Below are 24,886 nucleotides of genomic sequence, written 5' to 3' on the forward strand. Positions count from 1 at the left end.
ATAAAAGTTTAGAAACTTTTTACATATTATTTGCAATTTTAAATTTAATAGTTAGATTTGTCGCGTTAAAACACGAAAACAAATGATTTGCAATACTTGGACAGGTTTCTATTTTTACTTTTATTTTTACAATAAAAGAAGAGACTTTGTAGTGTGTTGTTAAGCTAAAAAAATACATAAAATATAAAGTCTCGAAATTTTCGAGGCTTTTTTTTTAGAGGATATATGAACAAAAATATTATAGCCATTCAAGGAGCAGAAGGTTCCAATCATCATAAAGTTGCACAAGATTTTTATGGAGATGACATTCAATTGAAAGAGTGCATGTCTTTTGATATTTTGGTAGATAGTTTGATTGATCAATCAGCAAATATTGGAATTATGGCTTTAGAAAACACGATTGCTGGCTCCATTATTCCCAATTATGCGTTGATTGATAAAAACAATTTGCAAATTATTGGCGAAGAATATTTGAATATTCATCATCATTTAATGGCATTAGCAGGACAAGAAATTGATGATATTCAAGAGGTTTGGTCACATCCAATGGCATTATTGCAGTGCAAAGAATTTTTTAAAAAATATCCTCACATCAAAATGGTGGAAGATGTGGATACAGCTGAGGTTGCCAAAAGAATTGCACAAAAACAACTCAAAGGAATTGCAGCCATTGCTCCCAAAATAGCTGCCGAAATTTTCGGTTTGGCAATTTTGGAAGATGATATTCAAACCATCAAAGACAATGCAACTCGTTTTGTAATTGTGCAAACGGATGTGCCATCAATAGACGAAAATTGCAACAAAGCATCCATCAAATTTCAATTGAATCATAAAAGAGGAAGTTTGGCAGCGATTTTAAATGCGATGAGCGATTGTAAAATGAATTTAACCAAAATTCAATCTTTGCCTGTCATTGAAACTCCTTGGAAATATTCTTTTTTTGTTGATGTTACTTTTGAAGAATACAAAGAATATCAAAAAGCCATTTCATTAATTGCGATTATGGCAGAGAATTTTAAAGTGTTAGGCGTGTATAAAAATGGCAGACATCCATCAACCTTGAATCCTTTTCAAGAAAAAAATGAAAGTATATGATTAGCGCAGCAAAAAGATTAGATACTGTTGAAGAATACTATTTCTCGCATAAATTAAGAGAAGTTCGCAATTTGCAATTGGCAGGAAAACCCGTTATCAATATGGGAATTGGAAGCCCTGATTTAGATCCGCCAAAAGCGGTTTTAGAGGCAATGCAACAAAGTTTATTTGATGCAGGAGCTCATAAATATCAATCGTATCAAGGATTGCCAGAATTGAGAAAAGCGATGGCAAATTTCTACAAAGAAAAGTACCAAGTTGATTCAAATCCTGAAAATGAAATTTTGCCTTTGATGGGAAGCAAAGAGGGAATTATGCATATTTCAATGGCTTTTTTGAATGAAGGTGATGGTGTTTTGATTCCAAATCCTGGGTATCCAACCTATACTTCTGTGACAAATTTATTGGCTGCAAAACCTGTTTTTTACAATTTGAGTGAAGAAAATGATTGGCAACCCAATTTTGAAGAATTAGAAAAACAAGATTTATCAGGCGTAAAAATCATGTGGGTCAATTATCCTCACATGCCAACAGGCACCAATGCTACTTTAGAAACTTTTGAAAAGTTGATTGCTTTTGGTAAAAAACATCAAATTTTGATCATCAATGACAATCCTTATAGTTTTGTTTTGAACGAAAATCCGTTGAGCATTTTACGAGTTGAAGGCGCAAAAGAAGTGGCTTTAGAGCTAAATTCACTTAGCAAAACGTTCAACATGGCTGGCTGGAGAGTTGGAATGGTGTTAGGAAAAGCAATTTATCTCAACGAAGTTTTAAAAGTGAAAAGCAATATGGATTCTGGAATGTTTTACGGAATTCAAAAAGGAGCCATCAAAGCATTGGAAATGAGCAATGAATGGTTTTTTGAGCAAAATAAAATTTATGAAGAACGCCGAAATTTAATTTGGCAATTGGCAGATAAATTAGACTGCACGTATGAAAAAGATTCCACAGGTTTGTTTGTTTGGGCGAAAATTCCTGAAGGAAAAAAATCAGAAGAGGTGACAGATGAAATCTTATATAACAAAGATATTTTCATCACGCCAGGAACTGTTTTTGGTTCGCAAGGAGAAGGTTATATCCGTTTTTCATTGTGTGTGACTTCTGAAATTATCAAAGAAGCGATTTCAAGAATATGAAAAATATCTATTTAATAGGAGTTGGTTTGATTGGCGGAAGTTTTGCGATTGATATCAAAAAACATTTTCCAGAAACGGTCATTCATGGAATTAGTAGAAAAGAAGCTACTTTAGAGGAAGCATTGTCTCTAAATTTGATTGATAAAAAAGCCACTTTAGATGATTTGGAAAATGCAGATTTGGTGATTATTTCAATTCCTGTGGATGCAACTGTCAAAATATTACCCACAATTTTAGACAAAATTTCTGACAATACTTTAGTAATTGATGCAGGTTCAACCAAAGAAGCCATTTGCAAAGTGATTGAAAATCACCCGAAAAGAAGGAATTTCTTGGCTTGTCATCCCATTGCTGGAACAGAAAATTCAGGACCTTCAGCAGCAATTCCTAATTTGTATGTTGGTAAAACCAATATCATTTGCGAAGTTGAAAAAACAACCTTCAAATTGCAAGAAAAAGCATTGAAATTATTCACAGCAATTGGCATGCGAATCAGATATATGGATCCTGTTGCTCATGACAAACATATTGCGTATGTATCTCATCTGTCACATATTAGTTCTTTTATGTTAGGAAAAACAGTTTTGGAAAAAGAGAAAAATGAACGTGATATTTTTGACATGGCAGGTTCAGGTTTTGCGTCAACAGTTCGTTTGGCGAAAAGTTCTCCAGCAATGTGGACACCTATTTTTCAACAAAATAAAGAAAATGTTATTGAAACATTAGAAGAATACATCAGCAATTTGCAACATTTTAAAGTGTTGATGCAACAAGAAAATTTCGATGAAATTTACAACGAAATGGAAAATACCAATTATATAAAACAAATATTAAACGGCATCAAATAATCGCCAAAAACACCAAAAAAATGAAAAATACAACAGCATTAAGAACATGGTTGGATGAAATGAATTTAAGCCATCCACTTGTAATAGCAGGGCCTTGTAGTGCAGAAACTGAAGAACAAGTTTTGAAAATTGCACACGAATTAAAAGATTCTGATGTAAACTATTATAGAGCAGGAATTTGGAAACCAAGAACAAGACCAGGAATGTTTGAAGGTGTTGGAGAAATTGGGTTGAGATGGCTCAAAAAAGTAAAAGAAGAAACTGGTATGAAAACCTGTACTGAAGTTGCCAATGCTGCACACGTAAAGTTAGCAGTGGACAATGATGTTGATTTACTTTGGATTGGAGCGCGTTCAACAGTTTCGCCATTTATCATGCAAGAAATTGCAGATGCTTTGCAAGGAACTGACAAAATTGTGTTGGTAAAAAACCCTGTAAATCCTGATTTGGCTTTGTGGTTGGGTGGAATTGAGCGTTTATACACAGCAGGAATCAAAAATTTAGGCGCCATTCACAGAGGATTTTCAACCTATGAAAAATCAAAGTACAGAAATATTCCTGAATGGCAATTAGCCATTGAATTCCAACATAAATTTCCTGATTTGCCATTGATTTGTGATCCATCACACATCACAGGAAACAGAAATATGATATTTGATGTTTCACAAACTGCGTTAGATTTGAATTTTGATGGTTTGATGATTGAAACTCACATTGATCCAGACAATGCTTGGAGTGATGCTGCACAGCAAGTAACACCAACAAGATTGAAGCAAATTATGGAGGATTTAAAAATCAGAAAAGAAACAGAAACGGATACTAAATTTAAAGATTCTTTAGAAAATTTGCGTGCACAAATCAATGTAATTGATGATCAATTGATTGATATGTTAGGAAAACGTATGAAAGTTGCTGACCAAATAGGACAACTTAAAAAAGAGAAAAACGTGGCAGTTTTACAATCAAAACGTTGGAACGAAATTTTGGGTAATATGGTTTTAGAAGGAGAACAAAGAGGATTGAGTGAAGAGTTTATTTTGAGAATGTTCAAAGCAATTCACCAAGAATCTATCAATCATCAAGAAAAAATTATCAACGGATAATTTTATAAAATTTAAACTTCACATTCCTGAAACTTCAGGAATGTGAAGTTTTTTATTTATTTTTTAGTTCTTTTAAAAATATATCTTGTGATGAAAATTCCTTGACCATCTTTTTCTCCAGCATCACTCTCCACACCACTATTTACAAAAACCAAATCCCAACCTTCTTCAACCATTGCATTTATTTTAGATGTAATAACAGCATCATTAGCAGCAATATTCTGAAAGCGAATTCCTCCAAGGTTGTAAAAATTTAAAAGCTTGGTTTCATCAAAATTTTTCACACGTATTTCATCTCTATTTGATTTATTACGAGAGTTATCCTCATCACTTTGAGTGGAAGTAAAATCTTTATAATTTTTTTCTTCATTAGCACTGATAAGCCTTGAACGACCGAGTCCAGCAGGGACAATAGATTCCACACTTGTAATAACTTTATATTCTACTTGGGCATTTGCCTCAACGAATACTAACAAAATGAAACTAAAAAGGATACTAAATTTTTTCATGTTTATTAATTTTAAATGATTTTTTAAACAAATATAAAATATTCTCACGTTTTGAATTGAATATTTATTTTACTTTTGAAGTCAATTATGATAACTGGAATCGTTTACAAATCTACTGGAAGTTGGTATTTAGTGAAATCCGAAAAAGGCGTTTTTCACAAATGTAAAATCCAAGGGAAATTCAGAATTAAAGGAATTAAAAGCACCAATCCAATTGCAGTTGGTGACAAAGTTTCTTTTTTTTTGGAGAAAATTGGCGATGAAGAAATTGGAATTATCAAAACCATTCACGATCGTCAAAATTTTATTGCACGAAAATCTGTAAATCTTTCCAAACAAATACAAATTATTGCCGCAAATATTGATGTCGTTTTTTTACTAATTACGATTGATAATCCACCAACGTTCACCACTTTTATTGATCGTTTTTTGGTGACCACAAGAGCTTACAGAATTGATACTGTATTGATTTTCAATAAAATTGATATTTATGAAATTGAGCAAAGGGCAGAAATTTTATATCTAAAAGATATTTATGAAGCTATAGGATATCAATGTGTGGAGGTTTCTGCAACTAAAAATATCAATATTGATACCATCAAGGAAATCATGTTGGATAAAACAGCGATGTTTGTGGGTCATTCTGGAGTTGGAAAATCAACCTTAGTGAATGCTATTGAGCCTACATTGCATCTGAAAACCAAAGAAATTTCTGACCAACACAAACAAGGTCAACACACCACAACATTTGCGGAAATGTTCGATTTGAGTTTCAATGCACGAATTATTGATACACCTGGAATCAAAGGTTTTGGAATTGTGGATATCAATAAATATGAGCTGAATGATTATTTTCCTGAGTTTTTTGAGTTGAAACAATATTGTAAATTCAATAATTGTTTGCATTTGAAAGAGCCAAATTGCGCCGTAAAACAAGCTTTAGAAGAAGAAAAAATTTCTTGGTCTCGTTATAAAAGTTACCTTCAAATTTTAGATGGTGAAGACGAATCTGAGCATTACAGAACGGATACTTGGGAAGAAGAAGAAGATTAAAAGTATGAAAGTTGTCATTCAAAGAGTTTCAAAAGCAAGTGTTACCATTAACGAAATAAAAGTGGCTTCCATTGAAAATGGATTGTTGGTTTTAGTAGGAATTGTTGATGAAGATTTACAAGAAGACATTGATTTTTTAGTCAGAAAAATTTCAAATCTCAGAATTTTTAATGATGAAAATCAAGTGATGAACAAATCACTCATTGACATTCAAGGAGACGTCATTGTGGTGAGCCAATTTACGTTGCATGCATCCACCAAAAAAGGAAACAGACCCAGTTATATCAAAGCTGCAAAGCCAGAAATTGCCATTCCTTTGTATGAAAATTTTGTTTTTTGTTTAGAAAAAGAATTAGGGAAAAAAGTGCAAACTGGCGAATTTGGTGCAGATATGAAAGTGGAAATCTTAAATGATGGACCTGTAACGATTGTCATTGATTCTAAGAATAAAGAGTGATTGAGATTGTAGAATCAAGAGAAAAGAAATAAGAAATAAGAATTCAAAAAGTTACTTTAAAATCTGAAATGAGCCTTTTTTTAGATATTCACACACATTCAACGTCAAGTTCACATCAGGTTTTTGCGATTCAAAATAAATATCCAAGTTCAGATGAACTTTCAACACCTTTTTCTGTGGGAATTCATCCTTGGTTTTTGAAAAAAGAAACTTTCGAAATCGAATTGTTTTTGCTGGAAGAAAAGTTGCAACATGAAAATTGTTATGCAATTGGCGAATGTGGTTTGGACAAAGCAATTGACGTTGATTTCGATTTTCAAAAGGAAGTTTTTATACAGCAAATTCATCTTTCGGAAAAATATCAAAAACCAATGATTCTTCATTGTGTGCGCGCTTTTCAAGAAATTATTGAACTCAAAAAACAGTTTTCGCCAAAGCAAACTTGGATTCTTCACGGATTTCAAAAAAGCAAACAATTGGCAGAAAGTTTCCTTTTCAACGGAATTTTTCTTTCTTTTGGCGAAGCTGTGTTGTCAAAAAGTGATTTGCAAAATGTAATTTTGGATTTTCCTTTGGAATATTTATTGATTGAAACCGATAATTCAGAAGTGTCAATAGCATTGATATATCAGAAAATTGCAGCAATTAAAAATATCGAAATTGAAGTCTTAAAAGAAAAAATACAAGCGAATTTTAATACTATATTTAAAAAATGAGTTGGTTAGAACGTACAGAATTATTAATTCAAAAAGAAGGAATTGAAACCCTCAAAAAAGCACATATTTTAATTGTAGGTTTGGGTGGTGTTGGCTCGTTTGCAGCCGAATTTATTGCAAGAGCAGGTGTTCAAAAATTGACATTGGTAGATGGTGATGTTTTTGATATTACCAATGTCAATAGGCAATTGACGGCATTGCAATCTACCATTGGAAAATCAAAATCGCAAGTTTTAGCAGATAGATTGAAAGACATCAATCCTGAAATTGAAATTACAATTGTTGAGGAATTTTTGACTCCAGAAAAGGCTTTTGAAATCGTCACAAATGAGTTCGATTTTGTGATGGATTGTATAGATAGCATTACTCCAAAACTCAATTTATTGATAGCTGCCAAACGAAAAAAAGTAAAAATTATCAGTTCAATGGGAGCAGGAGGTAAAATGGATGTGTCAAAAGTGAAAGTTGCAGAAATCAATCAAACCAATAATTGCACAATGGCAAGAGTGATTCGAAAAAGATTGAAAAAAGAACAAATTCACAAAGGAATAAAAGTAGTATTTTCAGAGGAAATGCAACAAGAAGCTAGTTTAAAATTGGTTGAACATGCCAAATACAAACGCTCTTTTTATGGGACAATCAGTTTCATGCCTGCCGCATTTGGATTGCATGCAGCAGCGTATGTTATTAATTATTTGTTAAAAAAAAGTAAAAAATAATTTCCATGGAAAATAGTTTATATATTTGCCATGGAAAATAAATTCAAATCAAATTTTAAAATAAACCAAAAATGAAAAAATCAATAGTATTAGTTGCAATAGTAGCATCAGTATTTACTGCTTGCAAATCCGAAAAAAAAGAAACAACAGCTTTAAACGAAGCAACAACAGTGGAAGTAAACAATTATGACGAAAATAATGTTGATATTATTTCATCAGTATTGACATGGAAAGGTTCAAAACCAACAGGATCACACAATGGAACTGTGGCTTTGAAAAGTGGAAATTTAGAAATTGTAAAAGGTAAAATTAAATCAGGCGTTTTTGTAGTAGATTTAAATACAATTAAATGTGTTGATTTGGCAGGAACTGATGGTGCAGGAAAATTGGAAGGACACTTAAAAGGAGAAGACTTCTTTGATGTTGCAAAATATCCAACAGCTACTTTTACCATCAAAAGCGTGAAAAATAATGGAGCGAAATTAGATGTAACAGGAAATTTACAAATTAAAGATGTTACGAAAAGCATAACCATTCCTGCAGTTTTGACAAAAGAAAATGAGTTATCAGTTTTTACAAGCGAAGTATTTACTATCAATAGAGCAGATTTCAATGTAAAATATGGTTCTAAATCATTTTTTGATAACTTAAAAGACAAGTTTATTGATGATATGATGGAAATGTCATTTGTTGTAAAAACGAAAGCATAATCAATAATTTTAAAAATATAAAAAAATGAAAGCAGATAGACCAAAATGTGGATGTGGAAATACATCAAATACTGAAGGATATTGTGATGGATCACATTTGAATAAATAGAGTATAAAAAGTAAAAATATTTTTAAAAAAAGCCCAAAACAGTTTGTTTTGGGCTTTTTATTTTTATATGTTTGGTTTTTAAAAAAAAATTGTTTTGAAAAAATTATCCCTCTTATTTTATTTTGCATTTTTTTCCATTGTTTGTAACGCTCAAGATATCTCACTATCAGCACTTTTAATTCCAAAAGAATTAAAAGAAAACGCAAATGCAGTCATCAGAAATGAACAAATTGTCATTAACATTTTGGCAGTTGATGAGATGGTTGTCTCAGAAAAAAGAACCATTACTATTTTAAACAAACTGGGAAATTCGAGTGCAGCTATGTATCAACATTATGATAATGATACAAAAATCACCAAACTTTCTGCTATAATTTATGATGCTTTTGGAAAGGAAATTCAGAAATACCCAAAAGGAAAATTTTCTGATGCAAGTGCAGTTGATGGTGGAACTTTATATTCGGATTCTAGAGTAAAATACTTAGAATATACACCAACTACATATCCATACACATTGGTTTTTGAGTCGGAATATAAAACTTCATCAACTGGTTTTATTCCAGGTTGGGTTCCTATAAACCGTTATTTTGTTGCCGTTGAAAATAGTGAATATAAAATACTAAATACTCCTAAAATACCATGGAGAAAAAAGAATATTAATTTTTCAAATTTCAATATTAAAATAGAAGAGTTAGAGAATAACATTACATATTCAATAAAAAATCAACCTGCATTTGAACCAGAAAATGTATCAATTAATTTTCGAGATATTGCTCCAAAAACAATTTTTGCTTTAGAGTCCTTTTCACTAAAAGGTACTTTAGGAAACAATCCTAATTGGAAAGACTTTGGATTATGGATGCACGAAAAGTTACTGAAAGGAAGAGATGTATTGAGTCCCGAAACTATTGCAATCGTAAAAAATATGATTGATGGTGTTACTGACCCAATTGAAAGAGCAAAATTGGTGTATCAATATATGCAACAGAAAACTAGGTATATCAGTGTTCAAGTAGGAATTGGAGGTTGGGAACCAATTGCAGCAAATTTGGTAGATGATGTTGGTTATGGAGATTGTAAAGGCTTGACGAATTATACGAAAGCTTTATTAGACGCTGCTGATGTAACGTCTTATTATACAGTAGTTTATGCTGATGATAAAATAAATATTGATAAAGATTTTTCTTCGTTACAAGGAAACCATGTCATTTTAAATATTCCTAATAATGGCAATGATATTTGGTTAGAATGTACCAGTCAAACCATGCCTTTTGGATTTTTAGGAGATTTTACTGATGACAGAGATGTTTTGGTGGTAACTCCTGAAGGTGGAATTATTAAACACACAGCTTCATACAAAAACGAACAAAATTTACAAGCCTCCAAAGCCACAATCCAATTATCAGAAAATGGAAGTTTAACGGCAACTATCCAAAAAGTATCTACAGGAATTCAGTATGATAGTAGTGTTGGTTTAGAAAGATATTCGCAAGAAGAACTTATAAAAAGCTATAAAACAGACGTTTGGGACTATATCAATAATCTTGAAATTAACAAAGCTGGTCTTGAAAACAACAAAAAGACGGTTCAATTTACTGAAAATTTAGAAGTATCTGTTGAAAATTTTGCCACAGTAAATGAAACAGAGTTTCTTTTTAGAGTGAACGTTTTTAATAGAAACAGTTTTGTGCCAAATAAATATAAAGACAGAAAATTACCTTTAAAAATTGAAAGAGGATATAAAGACACTGACGATTATATTTTTAAAATTCCTGAAAACTATAAAATAGAAAGTCTTCCTGCAGAAACTGCTTTAGTTACAAAATTTGGGGAATACAAATTGAAATTTAACAAAATAGATGAAACATCATTTTCGTATTCAAGAGAACTTTTTATCAAAGAAGGATTGTATCCAAAGGAAGATTATGAAGAATATCGGAATTTTAGAAGAACAATAGCCAAATTAGAAAACCTACGAATCGCCATTATAAAACAATAAAAATGATTAAAAAAACCGCACTTATTCTGTTTGTATTATTTCAAACAATTACTTTTTCCCAAGATTATAAATTCGGAAAAATTTCACAAGAAGAATTGGAAGAAAAATTTCACCCAATTGATTCTACTGCAGAAGCAGCTTATTTATTCAATTACAGACGTTCCTATTTTGATTTTAATCAAACAAAAGGAGGTTTTGATTTGATAACCGAAGTTCATCAACGAATCAAAATTTATAACAAAGAAGGGTTTGATTATGCTAACAAAAGTGTTTATTATTATAATCCGGATTCAGGTGATTCTGAATCAGTTTATGATATAAGTGGTTATACATATTACTTGGAAAATGGCAAAATTGAAAAAGAAAAATTATCAAAAGATGGAATTTTTAGAGAGAAAAAAGACAAATTTAATACGGTTGTAAAGCTCACTTTACCTAAAATAAGTGAAGGATGTATTATTGAATTTAAGTACACGGTTTCCTCTCCTTATGCGACTTCTATTGATGATGTTCGTTTTCAGATGTCAATTCCTGTAAAGAAAATGGAAACAAAATTAGAAATTCCAGAGTTTTATGCGTTTAACATTATCAATAAAGGATATTATTCTGTACCATTCAAAAAAGCTTCAAAAACATTTTTAGTAGGCAGCACCACATATATCAGTAATACGTACAGCTATGATGCTGAAAATATTCCACCATTGAAAAATAATGAATCGTATGTTGCAAACATTGATAATTATAGAGGAGGAGCTAAATTTGAACTTGCACAAACCAACTTTATGAGTGTTGGAGGACAATTCAAATCATACACAAGAACTTGGGAAGAAGTTAGTAAACAGATTTTTGAGTATGAATCTTTTGGATCTGAATTGAATAAATCAGGATATTTTTCAGATGATTTGAATAAAATTTTAGAAACTGCGAAATCAGATTCTGAAAAAATTGGTTCCATTTTTAATTTTCTAAAAAATAAAATGAAATGGAATGGATTCTATAGTAAATATACTGATAATGGTGTCCGAAAAGCATACAAAGAAAATGTTGGAAATGTGGCAGACATCAATCTAATTTTGATAGCAATGTTGCGTGAAGCTGGGTTGAATGCAGATCCAGTTTTAGTTAGTTCAAGAGGTAATGGAATTCCTCTTTTTCCAACCTTAAATGGATTTGATTATGTAATTGGAATTGTTCAATTTTCAGATAATTCTTATGTATTATTAGATGCTACTGAGCCATTCAGTTCTCCAAATCTTTTACCTGTAAGAGCTTTAAATTGGCAAGGGAGAATTGTGCAAAAAGATGGAACATCAGATTGGGTTACTTTAACAGCCTCAAAACACGCTTTGGAAGAAAATTTTATGATGGTAAAATTGACTGACGATTTATCAATTGAGGGATTGTTAAGAACTAAAAACGAAAACTTAAATGCCCTAACCATAAGGAGAAACGAGAATCATTTGAAAGAAGAAGATTTAAAAGCAAAGTTAGAAGAAGCGTATAAAATAGAAATTGAAGAGTATAAAATTGGGAATAAAGAGGATGTAAATTTGGCATTGACAAGAACTATAAAGTTTTCAAGTGAAGATTTAGTGGAGCAAATCAATGACAAAATTTATCTTGAACCATTGTTGTTTTTAACCGTCAGAAATAACCCATTCAAATTGGAAGAGCGAAAATATCCTGTAGATTTTGCTACTGCTTGGAAAGATGTTCACAGAGTTACAATTGAAATTCCTGCAGGTTATTCAGTAGAAAAATTGCCTGAACCTTTGGCAATTGCACTCCCAGAAAACATTGGGGTTTTCAAATATCAAGTTACCCAAAACGCCAACAAAATAAGTACAGTTGCTGTTTTAGAGTTCAACGCTCCAATGATTTTGCCAGAAAATTATCAATTTTTGAAAGATTTTTACAGCAAGTTAGTGCTTAAAGAAACTGAGAAAGTTGTGTTAGTGAAACAATAAATTTAAAACCCTAAACTATTAGTTTTGGGTTTTATTTTACAAATGAATAGCTGTCGTATTTTTTAATTCTTCAATCGCAAAACTGCTATGTGTACTGCCAATATATTTGATGGCAGTGAGTTTTGTAATCATAAAATCACGAAACGATTCCATGTCTTTTACATAAATTTTCAAGATATAATCATAATCACCACTCACATGAAAACATTCTGAAACTTCTTCTAATTTTAGAATTTCTTTTTCAAAAGTAGTCACATATTCTTTGGTGTGTTGCATCAATTTGATATGACAAAAAACCAAAAAGTTTTTTTCAATTTTATTTTTATTGATGATGGCAACATATTTTTCTAGAATTTGTTCTTTCTCTAATTTTTTAATGCGTTCATAAACTGCAGTTACTGACAAATGCAGTTGCAAAGACAATTGTTTGGTAGTTTGTTTGGCATTTTGTTGTAATAAATTCAGTAGTTTTTTATCTATTTCGTCTAAAATCATGATGTTTAATTTTCTAAAAATGACTATTTTTTGTTTTTAGATTAGATTATAAATCTATATAATGAAATAAAAATAGACAAATAATCTATAATAATTAGTTTCAATTGATAATATTTCTTAAATAGTCTTTATTTGTGTAAAATAAATCATCAATTATGAAATTCAATCCAGCAGAAAACATTCAAGATTTACAATATTTTGGTGAATTTGGAGGCGTAAATCCTTCCATTTCAGATTCTTCAACCTACACTTTTTTGTCCGCAAAAACCATGTTTGACACTTTTGAAGGCAATGCAGATGGTTGTTATTTATATTCGCGTCATTCATCGCCATCCAATTTATATTTGGGTGAGGCTTTGGCTGCATTAGAAGGAACAGAAACTGCCAATGTTGCAGCTTCAGGAATGGGCGCAATCACACAAGTTTTGTTGCAATTGTGCAAAGGTGGTGACCACATAGTTTCAAGTAGAACTATTTATGGAGGAACCTATGCTTTTTTGAAAAATTTCACACCAAAACTCAATATTGAAACTACTTTCGTTGACATCACAAAATTGGATATTGTAGAAGCTGCAATCACTAAAAATACCAAAGTTTTATATTGTGAATCTGTGAGCAATCCTTTGTTGGAAGTGGCTGATTTACCTGCTTTGACTGAATTGGCAAAAAAATACAACTTGCAATTAGTGGTTGACAATACCTTTTCTCCTTTGTCAATTTCTCCAGCAAAATTAGGTGCTCATGTGGTGATTCACAGTTTAACGAAATTCATCAATGGTTCTTCTGATACATTGGGTGGAGTGGTTTGTGGTACTCAAGAATTCATCAATAATTTACGAAATGTGAATGATGGGGCAAGCATGTTATTGGGCTCCACTATGGATAGTTTGCGAGCAGCATCCATCCTTAAAAATCTGAGAACGTTGCATATCAGAATGACACAACATAGCAAGAATGCTCAATTTTTAGCAGAAAAATTCGAAGCTGATGGATTGAAAACGGTTTATCCAGGATTGGTTTCTCATCCTTCACACGAAATTTTTAAATCGATGATGAATGCTGATTATGGTTTTGGGGGATTGTTAACTATTGATGTTGGTTCATTAGAAAAAGCCAATGAATTGATGGAATTAATGCAACTTAAAAAAATAGGGTATTTGGCAGTAAGTTTAGGATTTTACAAAACCTTATTTTCCGCACCTGGAAGTTCCACTTCATCAGAAATTCCGAAAGAAGAACAAATAGCCATGGGACTTTCTGAAGGGTTGATTCGTTTTTCAATTGGATTGGACAATGACATTGAACGCACATACCACATGATGAAAAATTGCATGATTGAAATTGGTGTTTTGAAGCAATAGCCTTGCAAGGTTTTCAACCCTTGTAAATAAAAATAAAAAACGTAATATCTTTAGTACCTCACAGTCACGAAATTTCGTGACTATGAGGTCTTTTTTGTGTTATAAAAAAGTTGTTTTTTAGAAAAGATTCTTTTTTCATATGTGCCTAAATTTTGATTTGCATAACTTTCTGTAAAATCGTAACATTACAAATCTAAATTTCAAACGATGCAGCAAGAAAAAAACACTTCAGAAATTCATATACAAGATCAAAAAATCATAGAGAATAAGGAATTATCCATTTGGGAAGCACTGCTGCCTGTGATTGCTTTGGTTGGAATGTTGGCTTATAATGTATTTGTTTTTGGAGATGATGCATTGAGTGGAAGCAATCAATTTATCCTTTTGTTGGGTGGAGCAGTTGCTGCTTTTGTAGGTTTTAGAAATAAAGTTTCTTTCGATTCCATGATGGAAGAAGTTGCTGAAAATATCAAATCAACTTCGGGTGCCATTTTAATTTTATTGATGGTTGGCGCTTTGGCAGGTACTTGGTTGATTAGTGGAGTGATTCCTGCCATGATTTATTATGGATTGCAAGTGTTGAATCCCACCATTTTTTTAGCAGCTTGTTTGATCATTTGTGCTGTCATTTCCATTGCAACAGGAAGTTCTTGGACCACTTCAGCCACTGTAGGAATTGCATTAATCGGTATTGGAGATGCTCTTGGAATTTCAATGGGAATGACTGCAGGAGCAGTATTATCTGGAGCTTATTTTGGAGATAAAATGTCACCAATGTCCGATACCACAAATTTAGCTCCTGCAATGGCTGGTACAGATTTGTTTACGCATATCAAATATATGACCTACACAACAGTGCCTACTTTTGCTATTTCTTTGCTCTTTTTTATCGTATTAGGTTTTACGCAAGATATTTCTGGAGAAGTTGATTCGAAAGCATTATTGATTGATATTGAAAAAGCCTTTCACATTTCACCTTGGTTATTTTTAGTTCCAATTATTGTAATTACGTTGATCGTTAAAAAAACATCTCCATTGATTGCATTATTAGCAGGAACTCTTTTAGCAGCTGTTTTTGCGTTGATTTTTCAACCTGAAGTTGTTGCTCAAATTGCTGAGGTTAAAGAATTGAATTTTAGTTCAGCATACAAAGGAGTAATGAAAGCCATCACAGTTGAAACTTCTGTAGCTACTGAAAATAAAGCCTTGGCTGATTTATTCACTGCAGGAGGAATGTCAAAAATGATGGGAACAATTTGGTTGATTTTATGTGCGATGGTTTTTGGTGGAATTATGGATGCTATTGGAGCTTTGGCCAGAATTAGTAGTTTTATGTTGAGTTTGTTTGATTCTGTTTTTGGTTTATTTGCAAGTACAGTTTTTACATGTATTGGATTGAATTTCACGGCATCTGATCAATATTTAGCCATTGTTGTACCAGGAAAAATGTATGCAAAAGCTTATAAAGACAAAGGATTAGCGCCAGAAAACTTGAGTAGAACATTGGAAGATTCAGGAACAGTAACTTCTGTTTTAATTCCTTGGAATACCTGTGGTGCCTATCATTCAGGAGTTTTAGGCGTTTCCGTTTTTGATTTTGGGTTGTATGCCATTTTCAATTGGTTAAGCCCATTTATGACATTGATATTTGCGGCATTTAAGATAAAAATTAAGCTATTAGTTGAAAAATAAACTCATTTTTCACTATTTCTTTTGCCCTAAAAATTCGTTGTTAAATTGATGTAATTTTCTCAAATGTATTTGATTTATAATTACTTTTGCGGGTTAAAAAAAATCACATTTTAATTTTTTATGAAATACTCTCCAATAAAAATATGCCTTTATATCTGCGCAACTTTATTGGTGATGTATGTTATGACTTTTCGAAGCAAATACCGTTATTTAGAAAATGGGAAAGTAGAAGAAGGCATATACATAAAGAAATGGTTTTTCAAATATCCAAAAACAGTTACTTTCTTTTTAGAAAAAAAACAAGATTTTAATAAAATCAAAGCCCTAGACAGTATTGTTGAGAATGTTGGGACTCCTGTTGGTGAAGATGAATTTCAGGCTCAAATAAAACCTGATTTTTCACATATTGATACTTCTAAAATACAGCGTTTATATTATCCAAAAGATGGCAAAGATTTTTTAAATCAATTGAAAGCCAATTTGCAAAGCCCCAAATGTCGCATTATACATTATGGCGATTCACAAATTGAAGGCGATAGAATGTCTGCGTATATCAGAAATAGATTGCAAGGATATTATGGAGGAAGTGGGCCTGGATTTATTCCAATTGTGCAAGCCTATCAGCAAATTAGTGCCAATGTTACCCCATCAAACAATTGGAGACGTTATGCTGCTTTTGATCCCACTCACAAACGATTCTCTCATAAAAAATATGGCGCTTTTACGTCTATTTCTAGGTTTACAAAAGTGTATGATTTTGAAAATGATAGCATCAATTTAGAAAATATTGAAACGACAAAAGCAACTATTGATATTGGCGTTTCTCAACGTTCGTATGCGCTTTTAAGAAATGTGACTTCTATTGGGTTGCATTATGGAAATGCCCTATCACCCACAAGTATTCAGGTGTATAATGATGGAGAATTGATAAAAACAGATTCTTTAATTGCTGACGGAAATTATCATAAATTTACAATCAATCTTTCAGTAGCACCTACCAATTTGAAAATTGAAATGGAGTCTAAAATTAGTCCAGATTTTTATGGTTTGACTTTAGATGGTGCTAAAGGAATTTCCATGGATAACGTCGCAATGCGTGGTGCATCAGGAACTGTTTTTGCAGCTATGAATAGTGAAAACTTTGCACAAATGTATCAACAATTGCAACCAAAAGTGCTTATTTTTCAGTTTGGCGGAAATACAGTTCCTTATTTAAAAGATTCCTCCTCAGTAAGAAATTACGCATCGAATTTGCAAAATCATTTGAATTGGACTCGAAGCAAAACAAACAATGCAAGCGTTATTTTTATTGGGCCTTCTGATATGACAACTACAGATAATGGTGAGCTAGTAACGTATAAAATATTACCTTACCTGAATCAAGTTTTAAAAGAAACTTGCCTTGAAAACGGGATTGCTTATTGGAGTATGTTTGAAGCAATGGGAGGAATAAATTCCATGAAACATTGGGTTGACCAAAAATTGGCTGCAAGTGATTATACACACTTTTCACCTAGTGGAACAAAAGTAGCTTCAGAGCTCTTTTTTGTGGCTTTATACATGGATTTGATACGAAAATGATGAAAAGTAAACTATTGATACTAGCCTTATTTTGGGCAGCAAATTTTAGTGCACAACGCTATATTTTAGATAGCATTTTACCCATTCACGGAAAAGTAATTCATCAAGAAGAAAATCAATTGAAGTTTGCTTCAGAATCTCCGTATTTCAATTCTTTTTTCAAAAGAATGGATAGTGTTTTTGAAGGTAAAAAAGACAAAATTCATATTTTTCATATTGGTGGTTCGCATATTCAGGCAGATATTTATTCAAATAAATTACGTACTTATTTTCAAAATACGAATGATGTTTCTATGGCACAACGTGGTTTTGTTTTTCCATTTCATTTGGCAAAAACAAACAATCCTAGCAATTATAAAATATCTGGAACAAGAGAAAAATGGAAAGGATATCGTTGTTCAGTAACTGACAGTGTTGCTTGGGGTTTATCAGGAATTTCAGCTGCTTTTAGAGAAAAATCGGATACTATTTACATCAAAGCAAATCATAAAAATTATACTAAAAATCCTTATAAATTTGATAAGTTTCGATTGTTTTATAACACTTGGAAAGAGGATTATAACATCCGTTTTTTAGACAGTACTTTAGTGATTTCTGATACTTTAAATACAGATGTTTTTTATAAAGAATATCGTTTTAAATCGAAAGTTGATTCCATTGCGATAACATTACAGTTGAAAGACTCCACAATTGTGAATCCAGAGTTTTTGTTCATGGGAGCTGAATTGATGAACAACAATCCAGGAATTGAATATACAAGTATTGGGGTAAATGGGGCAAGTTTTGCATTTTACAACAGAAGCGCTTACTTTGAAAAACAATTGCAATTATACAAACCTGATTTGTTTATTATTTCGATTGGTACAAACGATGCATACATGCTTAAATCTCAATTTAATAGCGATAAATTCAGGAGTTATTACGAATCTTTTATTCAAATGATTCAACGTGTCAATCCCAATTGTGCCATTTTATTGACAGTGCCTAATGACAGTTATTATCGAAAAAAAATTCCAAATCCAAATACTGCAACACAGCAAAAAATTATTTATGAAATTGCCCAAAAATATCAAATGGCTGTGTGGGATTTTTATAAAATTATGGGTGGTTTTGGTTCATCAAACAAATGGTATCAGAGAAAATTAATGCCACGTGATCGTGTTCATTTTAGTTATTTGGGATATCAAATCAAAGCGGATTTATTGCTAAATGCACTGATTGATGCTTGGTCAACAGCCACAAATCGCGATAAAGAACAATTGCTACATCATTATAAAAACATCCATGAATAGGCTAGAGGAAATATTTTCACTTTCGGAATCCTATCCGTTGATTTTTACGCAAGTAAATTTCTGGATTTTCTTCGCAATTGTGTATTTTATTTTTGCATTTGTGTATGAAAAAATTTCACTTAGAAATTCGTATTTGTTCTTTATTTCGCTGTTTTTCTATTACAAAACAAGTGGATTATTTGTCGGAATTTTATTGTTCAGCACGTTAGTTGATTTTGTTATTGGGAAAAAAATTTATAAAACGGAACATCAAAAGAAGCGCTATTTTCTAGTAACACTCAGCGTTTGTATCAATTTACTGGTGCTTTGTTATTTTAAATATGCCTATTTTTTTACTGATTCCTTCAATTTACTTTTCGATACCAATCACCAAGTAGTAAATTGGCTCGCAAAATGGGGCAATAGTTTTGGGGATCAAAACTATTTTTCGGTAGATAAAATCATTTTGCCTGTTGGAATTTCATTCTACACCTTTCAAACCATCAGTTATAGTGTTGATATTTTCAGAGGAAAATTAAAACCTTTAGATTCTATTCTTGATTTTGGTTTTTACGTGAGTTTTTTCCCACAATTGGTTGCAGGACCTATTGTAAGAGCAGAAAGTTTTGTGCCACAAATATCAAAACCAACCATTTTAACGAAAGCTGATTTTGATGCAGGTACTTTTTTGATTTTAAAAGGATTGATAAAAAAAATGCTTTTTGCTGATTTTATAGCCATGCACTTTTTAGATCGTGTTTTTGATGCTCCAGAAATGTATTCTGGTTTCACAAATATCATGGCAATGATTGGGTATTCTTTGCAGATTTACGGAGATTTTTCTGGCTACACAGACATTGCCATTGGCTTGGCATTATTGATGGGTTTCAAACTTCCTGTAAATTTCAATTCTCCTTATAAAGCTACAAATGCAGGAGATTTTTGGAAACGATGGCACATGTCACTTTCCACTTGGTTGCGCGATTATTTGTACATTCCTTTAGGTGGAAATAGAAAAGGTTCTTCAGGTTCTTATATTATTTTAGGGTTGATGTTGTTGGTTTTATTGATTGCTTTCAGATCAAATTTCTTTCTGATTAGCATCATTTTGATAGCTTCAATTGGGATTTTTGTTGCAGGTTTCTATAATTCATCTGTAAAAAATCACATCAATACGAATATCAATTTGATGTTGACCATGCTGATTGGCGGACTTTGGCATGGAGCTTCTTGGAAGTTTGTGATTTGGGGAGGATTGAATGGATTGGGGATTTTAGTCTATAAATATTGGCGAAAAATAAGTCCTTACGAACTAAAAAATCAGTGGTATGTTCGTTGTTGGAAAATCGGAATTACCTTTTTGTTCATCACATTTACCCGAATTTATTTTAGAGGAGAAACCATGGAACACATTTCGAAATGGTATTTTCAAGTTTGGAATCGATTTGATTTGCAAAGTGCATGGAGTATTTTAACTCATTATCAATTAGTTTTTTGGGTGATATTGATAGGATATATTTCACATTGGCTCCCACAAACCTCCAAAAATTTCATTGAAAATCTTTATGCTAAAAGCCCAGTTTTCATAAAAATTATATTGGGAGCTATGATTGGAATGTTGTGTTATCAAGCATTTTCATCAGATTTCCAACCGTTTATTTATTTTCAGTTTTAATAAGAGTCATTTCATCTTCAAGAATTATAATTAACTTTTTTAACAAAAACGCATCCCTTTTTTATCCTTATATTTGGTTCTTAAAAATGAAAACCATGAAAAAATACCTATTCATATCTCTTATTGTACTAGCAGTTGTAGTAGCTTGTAAATCAGCAATGGATTCAAAATCAACTGTTTTAAAAATCAATTTAGAAGCAAAAAGCAACAGTACAGTTGCTGGAACTGCCACTTTTTCTGAAAAAAATGGTGTGGTAACTTTCGAGGCTATCATGACTGGTTTAACGCCAGGAATTCATGCAATTCACATTCATGAAAAATCAGATTGTTCTTCTGCTGACGGAACTTCTGCAGGTGGTCATTGGAATCCGTTATTTAAAAAACATGGAAAATGGGGTGAAGCTGAATACCATAAAGGTGATATTGGCAATTTTACAGCCGATGAAAATGGCAAAGGAACAATTTCACTAAAAACAGATGAATGGTGCATTGGTTGTGAAGACGAAACCAAAAACATCTTAAATAAAAGCATCATTGTTCACGCAAATCCTGATGATTTTGTAACGCAACCTACAGGAAATGCAGGAGGAAGAGTGGCTTGCTCAGGAATTATTCGCTAAAACAGTTCGTATATTGAAAAGAAATTCAATTGCTTACATATTTTTTCTTTGTGAAACTTTGAGGCTTTTTTTGTGAATTTTGTGTCATAGCTAAAAAAGTTGTTGCACAAAATTCACAAAGAAGACACAAAAGGTACAAAAATAGCATCAAGAAAATTCATTTCTTTTTTTCTCTTCATCAAATCCTATTTCTAAACTCCAAAATAGCATTGTGAGGTTTCAGCGTAATCAATGGTTTGATTTCAATTGGAGTTTTCTTTTCAACAATTTCGAATTGTTCTACCAATGCAATCATCGCTAAAATCATTTCATACATGGCAAAATTATTGCCAATACACATTCTAGGTCCAGCACCAAAAGGGAAATAGTGTTTTGAAAATTTGATGGTTTCATCTAAAAAACGCTCAGGAATAAATTCATTTGGCTGTTTCCAAAAATCGGAATGACGATGAATTTCATAAATCGAAAACAACAAATTCGAGCCTTTTGGCAACACAATTCCATTAAAAATATCTTCTTCAATATTTACACGATCCATAAAATAGGCAGGAGGATACAAACGCATGGATTCTTCAATGACCAATTTTGTATAACGCGCATTTTTTATCCAATGCATACAATCTGAAGATTCACTCTTGATAGTATTGATTTCAGCTAGTATTTTTGATTGTGCTTCCGGATTTCGAGCCAACAATTCGCAGGTAAATGTGAGCGCATTTGAAGTGGTTTCATGACCAGCTGCAAACAAAATCAAAATTTCATCTACCAATTGATTTTCGTCCATGTAGGTGCCATCTTCATAGGTTGCAGTCAATAGCATGTCCAATAAATCATGATGATTGCTGTTGCTTTGCTTTCTTTCTTCGACCAATCTTTTTAATATTGTTCTCGAATTCTCAGTCAAATCTAAATGCTTTTTTGTTTTTCCAGAAAGGTTGAACCACCAAACCAAAAAGGGTTGTCTTAGTTCTTGCACCAACATTTTTTGAGTAGCTTCTGTGGTGTGTTGCAGTGAATCAACATCAGCTTCAGAAATGTTGATATTGAAAATAGATTTAATCACTGTTTGAAAAGCCAAATCATTAAAAACAGGAAAAATATCCATTGGTTTTCCAGTTTTAATATTCTTTAATTCCTTTAAAATGGTTTCTTGAATTGTATCAACCAACAATTGAAGTTGGCTTTTATGAAAAGCGGGCTGAATTAATTTTCGTTGTTTTTGCCAATGTTCGCCTTCGGCAGTTAACAATCCTTTGCCAATATATTTTGCCAAATCTTTGGTTTGGATATACGATTTGGTATAATTCTTTTGATTTTTTTGAAGCGCATGTTGCAACAATCCTGCATCTCTGCAAAACAATACCGAGTTTCCCAACCCTATGTTTAAACGAAAAATATCTCCTAAAGTTTCAAAGTTTTTGGCATGAAAAGGCAAAGGATTGTGCAAAATACCACGTGCATGATTTAGAAACTTGAAAAAAGAAACTTCCGGAATTTTTTGGGATACACTCATTTTTTATGGTATTTGCACTTTTACTTAAACCTTTTAATTGGTTTGTTCAATTTGTTTTGTGCAAATTTACGGAGATTTGATTTTGAATAAGGGAGTTTTACGAATCCTTTTTAGCAAAGTGTATAAGAGGTAAAATGTTTCCATTGTCAGCATCTTTTAATGCTTGAATATATTTTTTTCTTGTTTCGTCTGCCTTTACCATATTCGATTTTTGCCAATCAAAAACTTCTTTTCTAAAAATGGATTCTATAATGATATCAGCCATGATTCTTGAGTGCCTTCCATTTCCATTCGGAAAACAGTGTATTGAAACAATTCTATATTTGAATCGTATTGCAATTTCTTCAGGTGGATACGATTTGTTTTCTATCCAATACTTTGTGTCATCAATCAGATTTTTTAGTGCTATTCCGATTTGAGTCCATTGTATGCCAATATTTTTTTCAGTCTTTCTAAATTCGCCAGCCCATTTCCATACATCACCATACATTTTTTTGTGTAGATTTTTTATAAACTTTTCAGTTAGTATTTTTTCAGGTTTAAACTTCGTTCTGATAGTCCATTCTACAGCTTTTTCAATAGTTAACTGTTCAAACTCATCAAGTTCTTTCTGCATGGTTATTGATTTTATTTTTAGACCTTCTTTTTCATCTTCGTCTAAAGGTGTTTGTCCATCTGAATATGTTAGATTTAATCCCATAACGATTTTCTCATTTCTCGTTTTATTTCATTGGCTAAATCAATTATGGAAGCATTAATTTTATCTTCACTGATTCCTTGGTCTTCCAACTTCATGTTTTGGTTGGTTCTTAAAACAATTTTCCGAGCAAGTTTTTCAGCTTTCAAGTTGATGAGGTTTTCAATACTACCCTCTTTTGGGATAAAACCGTACACAAATTTCATCTCTAAAGCATTCGCCACATCTTTTAAAGAGTTTATTGTTATTGTTCCATTAGCTTCACTTTCTTCAATTCTTTTTACACCTTGTCTAGTGATTTTTAGTTTACTGCCAAGTTGTGCCATTGTCATATTGAATGTAGTGCGAATTGTATTTATCCAGCCGCGTTCTGGAATAATGATTTCTTTAGTTTTTGAAAATGCTTCAAGTTTTTGGTCTAGTTGTTCTATCAATAGTGTTCTTTTATTTCTCATTTTTTTAAATTTTAAAGATTACACATTCTAAAATATGTAAACTTATGCATTTACAAATATAAATAAAAGTAAACATATATGTTTACAAAATTAAAAAAAAGTAAACAGATGAGTTTACTTTAGATGAATGAAAGTGAAAATATATAGCTGAATAAGCACTTTTACACAAACCTTTTTAAAGAATTTTAGAATAAAAAAATCACTAAAGATTTTTAATTCAGCAACCTTTATTAAATTCACATAATGAATTACAGCCAGTTGTTAGCATAGATTTTTCTTTTTTGTCATTAAATAACCTAATATAGAAGGGGGAATACAAACAAAAAATAATGCAATTACAACAAAAATATTTGCAGTAATAATATACGCTATAATTGATCCTAAAACCCACATTACAATCATTACAACTCCAATTGTTTTGAAATCAAAAAGATTATGTTTTTTGTATTTGTTTCTCTCTATTATTACATTCATGGCTACTTCTTTAGCGAAATGTAAAGGAATACCTTGTTTTTCAAGTTTAGCATAAATTACTTCCTCTTCAATTTCGGAATTTTTAAATTTCAGACCTTCTTTGTAGGCTTTATTCCGTAGATAATCATTATTTTCCATTATTTAATATTTTTGGTGCCGTTAATGTACAAAGAAAGATGGCGAAAGTGCAACCAACTTAGTTTAAGCTAAATATAATAATTTTTTATAAACGGAAAAGAATTTTATTTTTTCAATTTCACATTCTAAAATTTCAGACACTAATCTCACAAATTCACACGAAAGCATTTGAGTAATTTGTGCAATTCGTGTCCAAAAAAAATCTGATTTTATTTTTTCTTAAAAAGATTCAAGCCAACTGAAATCATCAATAATACCCAAGGTGTTCCATGCAACAACACATCAAACCAATCTTGACCTTGCATGGCATGTTCACCTGAAAAAGCATTTCCACCCAAAATCCATTGTATTTTTCCAACAATATGTGGTGGATTAAAAGGAGCTAAACCTAAAGTAAGACTTGCTATTAAAAAAAGAAGCCAATTATTTTTGATTTGTGTTTTCATCTTTTCTAAGTTGATAATTTTTATATACTGCAAAAATAAATCCA

General features: G+C 31.7%; 24 protein-coding genes. 17 read left to right on the forward strand and 7 right to left on the reverse strand.

From position 1 onward, the window contains the following. Positions 1-225: 225 nt before the first annotated feature. Genes IU405_RS14730 through IU405_RS14745 form a run of 4 tightly spaced genes read left to right on the forward strand, consistent with a single transcriptional unit; the run spans position 226 to position 4,185 of the window. Positions 226-1,095 carry a prephenate dehydratase gene (locus IU405_RS14730; RefSeq protein ID WP_197439382.1) on the forward strand — a complete coding sequence of 290 codons (870 nt, stop codon included), beginning with the start codon at positions 226-228 and terminating at the stop codon, positions 1,093-1,095. Further along, positions 1,092-2,234, forward strand: a complete 1,143-nt coding sequence (locus tag IU405_RS14735) for a pyridoxal phosphate-dependent aminotransferase (RefSeq protein ID WP_197439383.1) — start codon at positions 1,092-1,094, stop codon at positions 2,232-2,234. Before IU405_RS14730 ends, IU405_RS14735 begins: the two co-directional genes overlap by 4 nt. Then, positions 2,231-3,082: a prephenate dehydrogenase gene (locus IU405_RS14740; protein ID WP_197439384.1), complete on the forward strand. Its 852-nt coding sequence runs from the start codon at positions 2,231-2,233 to the stop codon at positions 3,080-3,082. The genes IU405_RS14735 and IU405_RS14740 overlap by 4 nt, the downstream gene beginning before the upstream one ends. Before the next feature lie 20 nt (positions 3,083-3,102). Then, positions 3,103-4,185 carry a bifunctional 3-deoxy-7-phosphoheptulonate synthase/chorismate mutase type II gene (locus IU405_RS14745; protein ID WP_197439385.1) on the forward strand — a complete coding sequence of 361 codons (1,083 nt, stop codon included), beginning with the start codon at positions 3,103-3,105 and terminating at the stop codon, positions 4,183-4,185. A gap of 56 nt (positions 4,186-4,241) precedes the next feature. Here the strand turns inward: IU405_RS14745 and IU405_RS14750 are convergent, their stop codons facing one another. Next, positions 4,242-4,694: a hypothetical protein gene (locus IU405_RS14750; protein ID WP_197439386.1), complete on the reverse strand. Its 453-nt coding sequence runs from the start codon at positions 4,692-4,694 to the stop codon at positions 4,242-4,244. A gap of 90 nt (positions 4,695-4,784) precedes the next feature. On the opposite strand from IU405_RS14750, the gene rsgA reads away from it, so the two are divergent. From rsgA to IU405_RS14785, 7 genes are all read left to right on the forward strand, one after another. Continuing rightward, positions 4,785-5,747: a ribosome small subunit-dependent GTPase A gene (gene rsgA, locus IU405_RS14755; protein ID WP_197439492.1), complete on the forward strand. Its 963-nt coding sequence runs from the start codon at positions 4,785-4,787 to the stop codon at positions 5,745-5,747. Positions 5,748-5,751: 4 nt separating this feature from the next. Further along, positions 5,752-6,204, forward strand: a complete 453-nt coding sequence (dtd, locus tag IU405_RS14760) for a D-aminoacyl-tRNA deacylase (protein WP_197439387.1) — start codon at positions 5,752-5,754, stop codon at positions 6,202-6,204. 68 nt (positions 6,205-6,272) lie between these two features. Beyond that, a complete protein-coding gene (locus IU405_RS14765; protein WP_197439388.1) occupies positions 6,273-6,920 on the forward strand; it encodes a TatD family hydrolase in 648 nt (215 codons plus the stop codon). Beyond that, complete coding sequence (locus IU405_RS14770) at positions 6,917-7,639, forward strand: ThiF family adenylyltransferase (protein ID WP_197439389.1); 723 nt, start codon at positions 6,917-6,919, stop codon at positions 7,637-7,639. The genes IU405_RS14765 and IU405_RS14770 overlap by 4 nt, the downstream gene beginning before the upstream one ends. 71 nt (positions 7,640-7,710) lie before the next feature. After that, positions 7,711-8,349, forward strand: coding sequence for a YceI family protein (locus IU405_RS14775; protein WP_197439390.1), 639 nt, complete (start codon positions 7,711-7,713; stop codon positions 8,347-8,349). Between the two features lie 203 nt (positions 8,350-8,552). After that, positions 8,553-10,457: a DUF3857 domain-containing protein gene (locus IU405_RS14780; protein WP_231749783.1), complete on the forward strand. Its 1,905-nt coding sequence runs from the start codon at positions 8,553-8,555 to the stop codon at positions 10,455-10,457. Positions 10,458-10,459: 2 nt separating this feature from the next. Further along, positions 10,460-12,424: a DUF3857 domain-containing protein gene (locus tag IU405_RS14785; RefSeq protein ID WP_197439391.1), complete on the forward strand. Its 1,965-nt coding sequence runs from the start codon at positions 10,460-10,462 to the stop codon at positions 12,422-12,424. A gap of 36 nt (positions 12,425-12,460) precedes the next feature. On the opposite strand, the gene IU405_RS14790 is transcribed toward IU405_RS14785, so the two are convergent. Further along, positions 12,461-12,919, reverse strand: coding sequence for an Lrp/AsnC family transcriptional regulator (locus IU405_RS14790; RefSeq protein WP_197439392.1), 459 nt, complete (start codon positions 12,917-12,919; stop codon positions 12,461-12,463). Positions 12,920-13,074: 155 nt separating this feature from the next. On the opposite strand from IU405_RS14790, the gene IU405_RS14795 reads away from it, so the two are divergent. The 6 genes from IU405_RS14795 (at position 13,075) to IU405_RS14820 (ending at position 21,119) form a co-directional block, all read left to right on the forward strand. Continuing rightward, the gene (locus tag IU405_RS14795) at positions 13,075-14,280 is read left to right on the forward strand and encodes an aminotransferase class I/II-fold pyridoxal phosphate-dependent enzyme (protein ID WP_197439393.1); all 1,206 of its coding nucleotides are present in this window, start codon (positions 13,075-13,077) and stop codon (positions 14,278-14,280) included. A gap of 207 nt (positions 14,281-14,487) precedes the next feature. Continuing rightward, positions 14,488-15,972: a Na+/H+ antiporter NhaC gene (nhaC, locus tag IU405_RS14800; RefSeq protein ID WP_197439394.1), complete on the forward strand. Its 1,485-nt coding sequence runs from the start codon at positions 14,488-14,490 to the stop codon at positions 15,970-15,972. A 120-nt stretch (positions 15,973-16,092) separates the two neighbouring features. After that, a complete protein-coding gene (locus IU405_RS14805; protein WP_197439395.1) occupies positions 16,093-17,553 on the forward strand; it encodes a GDSL-type esterase/lipase family protein in 1,461 nt (486 codons plus the stop codon). Next, on the forward strand, positions 17,553-18,845 hold the full coding sequence (locus tag IU405_RS14810; RefSeq protein WP_197439396.1) for a GDSL-type esterase/lipase family protein: 1,293 nt from the start codon (positions 17,553-17,555) through the stop codon (positions 18,843-18,845). The genes IU405_RS14805 and IU405_RS14810 overlap by 1 nt, the downstream gene beginning before the upstream one ends. Next, complete coding sequence (locus IU405_RS14815; protein WP_197439397.1) at positions 18,838-20,499, forward strand: MBOAT family O-acyltransferase; 1,662 nt, start codon at positions 18,838-18,840, stop codon at positions 20,497-20,499. The genes IU405_RS14810 and IU405_RS14815 overlap by 8 nt, the downstream gene beginning before the upstream one ends. Before the next feature lie 95 nt (positions 20,500-20,594). Continuing rightward, positions 20,595-21,119, forward strand: a complete 525-nt coding sequence (locus IU405_RS14820; protein ID WP_197439398.1) for a superoxide dismutase family protein — start codon at positions 20,595-20,597, stop codon at positions 21,117-21,119. A gap of 178 nt (positions 21,120-21,297) precedes the next feature. Here IU405_RS14820 and IU405_RS14825 read toward each other — a convergent pair whose 3' ends face one another. The 5 genes from IU405_RS14825 to IU405_RS14845 all read right to left on the reverse strand — a co-directional run bounded on the left by IU405_RS14825 (position 21,298) and on the right by IU405_RS14845 (position 24,842). Continuing rightward, the gene (locus IU405_RS14825; protein WP_197439399.1) at positions 21,298-22,632 is read right to left on the reverse strand and encodes a cytochrome P450; all 1,335 of its coding nucleotides are present in this window, start codon (positions 22,630-22,632) and stop codon (positions 21,298-21,300) included. A 97-nt stretch (positions 22,633-22,729) separates the two neighbouring features. Beyond that, positions 22,730-23,332, reverse strand: coding sequence for a mobile mystery protein B (locus tag IU405_RS14830; RefSeq protein ID WP_197439400.1), 603 nt, complete (start codon positions 23,330-23,332; stop codon positions 22,730-22,732). Further along, positions 23,323-23,784 (reverse strand): mobile mystery protein A, encoded by a 462-nt coding sequence (locus IU405_RS14835; protein ID WP_197439401.1) that lies wholly within the window; start codon positions 23,782-23,784, stop codon positions 23,323-23,325. Before IU405_RS14835 ends, IU405_RS14830 begins: the two co-directional genes overlap by 10 nt. A gap of 261 nt (positions 23,785-24,045) precedes the next feature. After that, positions 24,046-24,396, reverse strand: a complete 351-nt coding sequence (locus IU405_RS14840; protein ID WP_197439402.1) for a hypothetical protein — start codon at positions 24,394-24,396, stop codon at positions 24,046-24,048. A 209-nt stretch (positions 24,397-24,605) separates the two neighbouring features. After that, a complete protein-coding gene (locus IU405_RS14845) occupies positions 24,606-24,842 on the reverse strand; it encodes a hypothetical protein (protein ID WP_197439403.1) in 237 nt (78 codons plus the stop codon). Positions 24,843-24,886: the final 44 nt, after the last annotated feature.

Origin of the sequence: Polaribacter sp. BAL334, from assembly GCF_015767435.1 — a bacterium.
Classification (GTDB): Bacteria; Bacteroidota; Bacteroidia; order Flavobacteriales; family Flavobacteriaceae; genus Polaribacter.

Bases quoted from the DNA above. Each gene is read 5' to 3' on its own strand.
- IU405_RS14730 (WP_197439382.1), top strand. From the start codon at position 226: ATGAACAAAAATATTATAGCCATTCAAGGAGCAGAAGGTTCCAATCAT.
- IU405_RS14735 (WP_197439383.1), top strand. From the start codon at position 1,092: ATGATTAGCGCAGCAAAAAGATTAGATACTGTTGAAGAATACTATTTC.
- IU405_RS14740 (WP_197439384.1), top strand. From the start codon at position 2,231: ATGAAAAATATCTATTTAATAGGAGTTGGTTTGATTGGCGGAAGTTTT.
- IU405_RS14745 (WP_197439385.1), top strand. From the start codon at position 3,103: ATGAAAAATACAACAGCATTAAGAACATGGTTGGATGAAATGAATTTA.
- IU405_RS14750 (WP_197439386.1), bottom strand. From the start codon at position 4,694: ATGAAAAAATTTAGTATCCTTTTTAGTTTCATTTTGTTAGTATTCGTT.
- dtd (WP_197439387.1), top strand. From the start codon at position 5,752: ATGAAAGTTGTCATTCAAAGAGTTTCAAAAGCAAGTGTTACCATTAAC.
- IU405_RS14765 (WP_197439388.1), top strand. From the start codon at position 6,273: ATGAGCCTTTTTTTAGATATTCACACACATTCAACGTCAAGTTCACAT.
- IU405_RS14770 (WP_197439389.1), top strand. From the start codon at position 6,917: ATGAGTTGGTTAGAACGTACAGAATTATTAATTCAAAAAGAAGGAATT.
- IU405_RS14775 (WP_197439390.1), top strand. From the start codon at position 7,711: ATGAAAAAATCAATAGTATTAGTTGCAATAGTAGCATCAGTATTTACT.
- IU405_RS14785 (WP_197439391.1), top strand. From the start codon at position 10,460: ATGATTAAAAAAACCGCACTTATTCTGTTTGTATTATTTCAAACAATT.
- IU405_RS14790 (WP_197439392.1), bottom strand. From the start codon at position 12,919: ATGATTTTAGACGAAATAGATAAAAAACTACTGAATTTATTACAACAA.
- IU405_RS14795 (WP_197439393.1), top strand. From the start codon at position 13,075: ATGAAATTCAATCCAGCAGAAAACATTCAAGATTTACAATATTTTGGT.
- nhaC (WP_197439394.1), top strand. From the start codon at position 14,488: ATGCAGCAAGAAAAAAACACTTCAGAAATTCATATACAAGATCAAAAA.
- IU405_RS14805 (WP_197439395.1), top strand. From the start codon at position 16,093: ATGAAATACTCTCCAATAAAAATATGCCTTTATATCTGCGCAACTTTA.
- IU405_RS14810 (WP_197439396.1), top strand. From the start codon at position 17,553: ATGAAAAGTAAACTATTGATACTAGCCTTATTTTGGGCAGCAAATTTT.
- IU405_RS14815 (WP_197439397.1), top strand. From the start codon at position 18,838: ATGAATAGGCTAGAGGAAATATTTTCACTTTCGGAATCCTATCCGTTG.
- IU405_RS14820 (WP_197439398.1), top strand. From the start codon at position 20,595: ATGAAAAAATACCTATTCATATCTCTTATTGTACTAGCAGTTGTAGTA.
- IU405_RS14825 (WP_197439399.1), bottom strand. From the start codon at position 22,632: ATGAGTGTATCCCAAAAAATTCCGGAAGTTTCTTTTTTCAAGTTTCTA.
- IU405_RS14830 (WP_197439400.1), bottom strand. From the start codon at position 23,332: ATGGGATTAAATCTAACATATTCAGATGGACAAACACCTTTAGACGAA.
- IU405_RS14835 (WP_197439401.1), bottom strand. From the start codon at position 23,784: ATGAGAAATAAAAGAACACTATTGATAGAACAACTAGACCAAAAACTT.
- IU405_RS14840 (WP_197439402.1), bottom strand. From the start codon at position 24,396: ATGGAAAATAATGATTATCTACGGAATAAAGCCTACAAAGAAGGTCTG.
- IU405_RS14845 (WP_197439403.1), bottom strand. From the start codon at position 24,842: ATGAAAACACAAATCAAAAATAATTGGCTTCTTTTTTTAATAGCAAGT.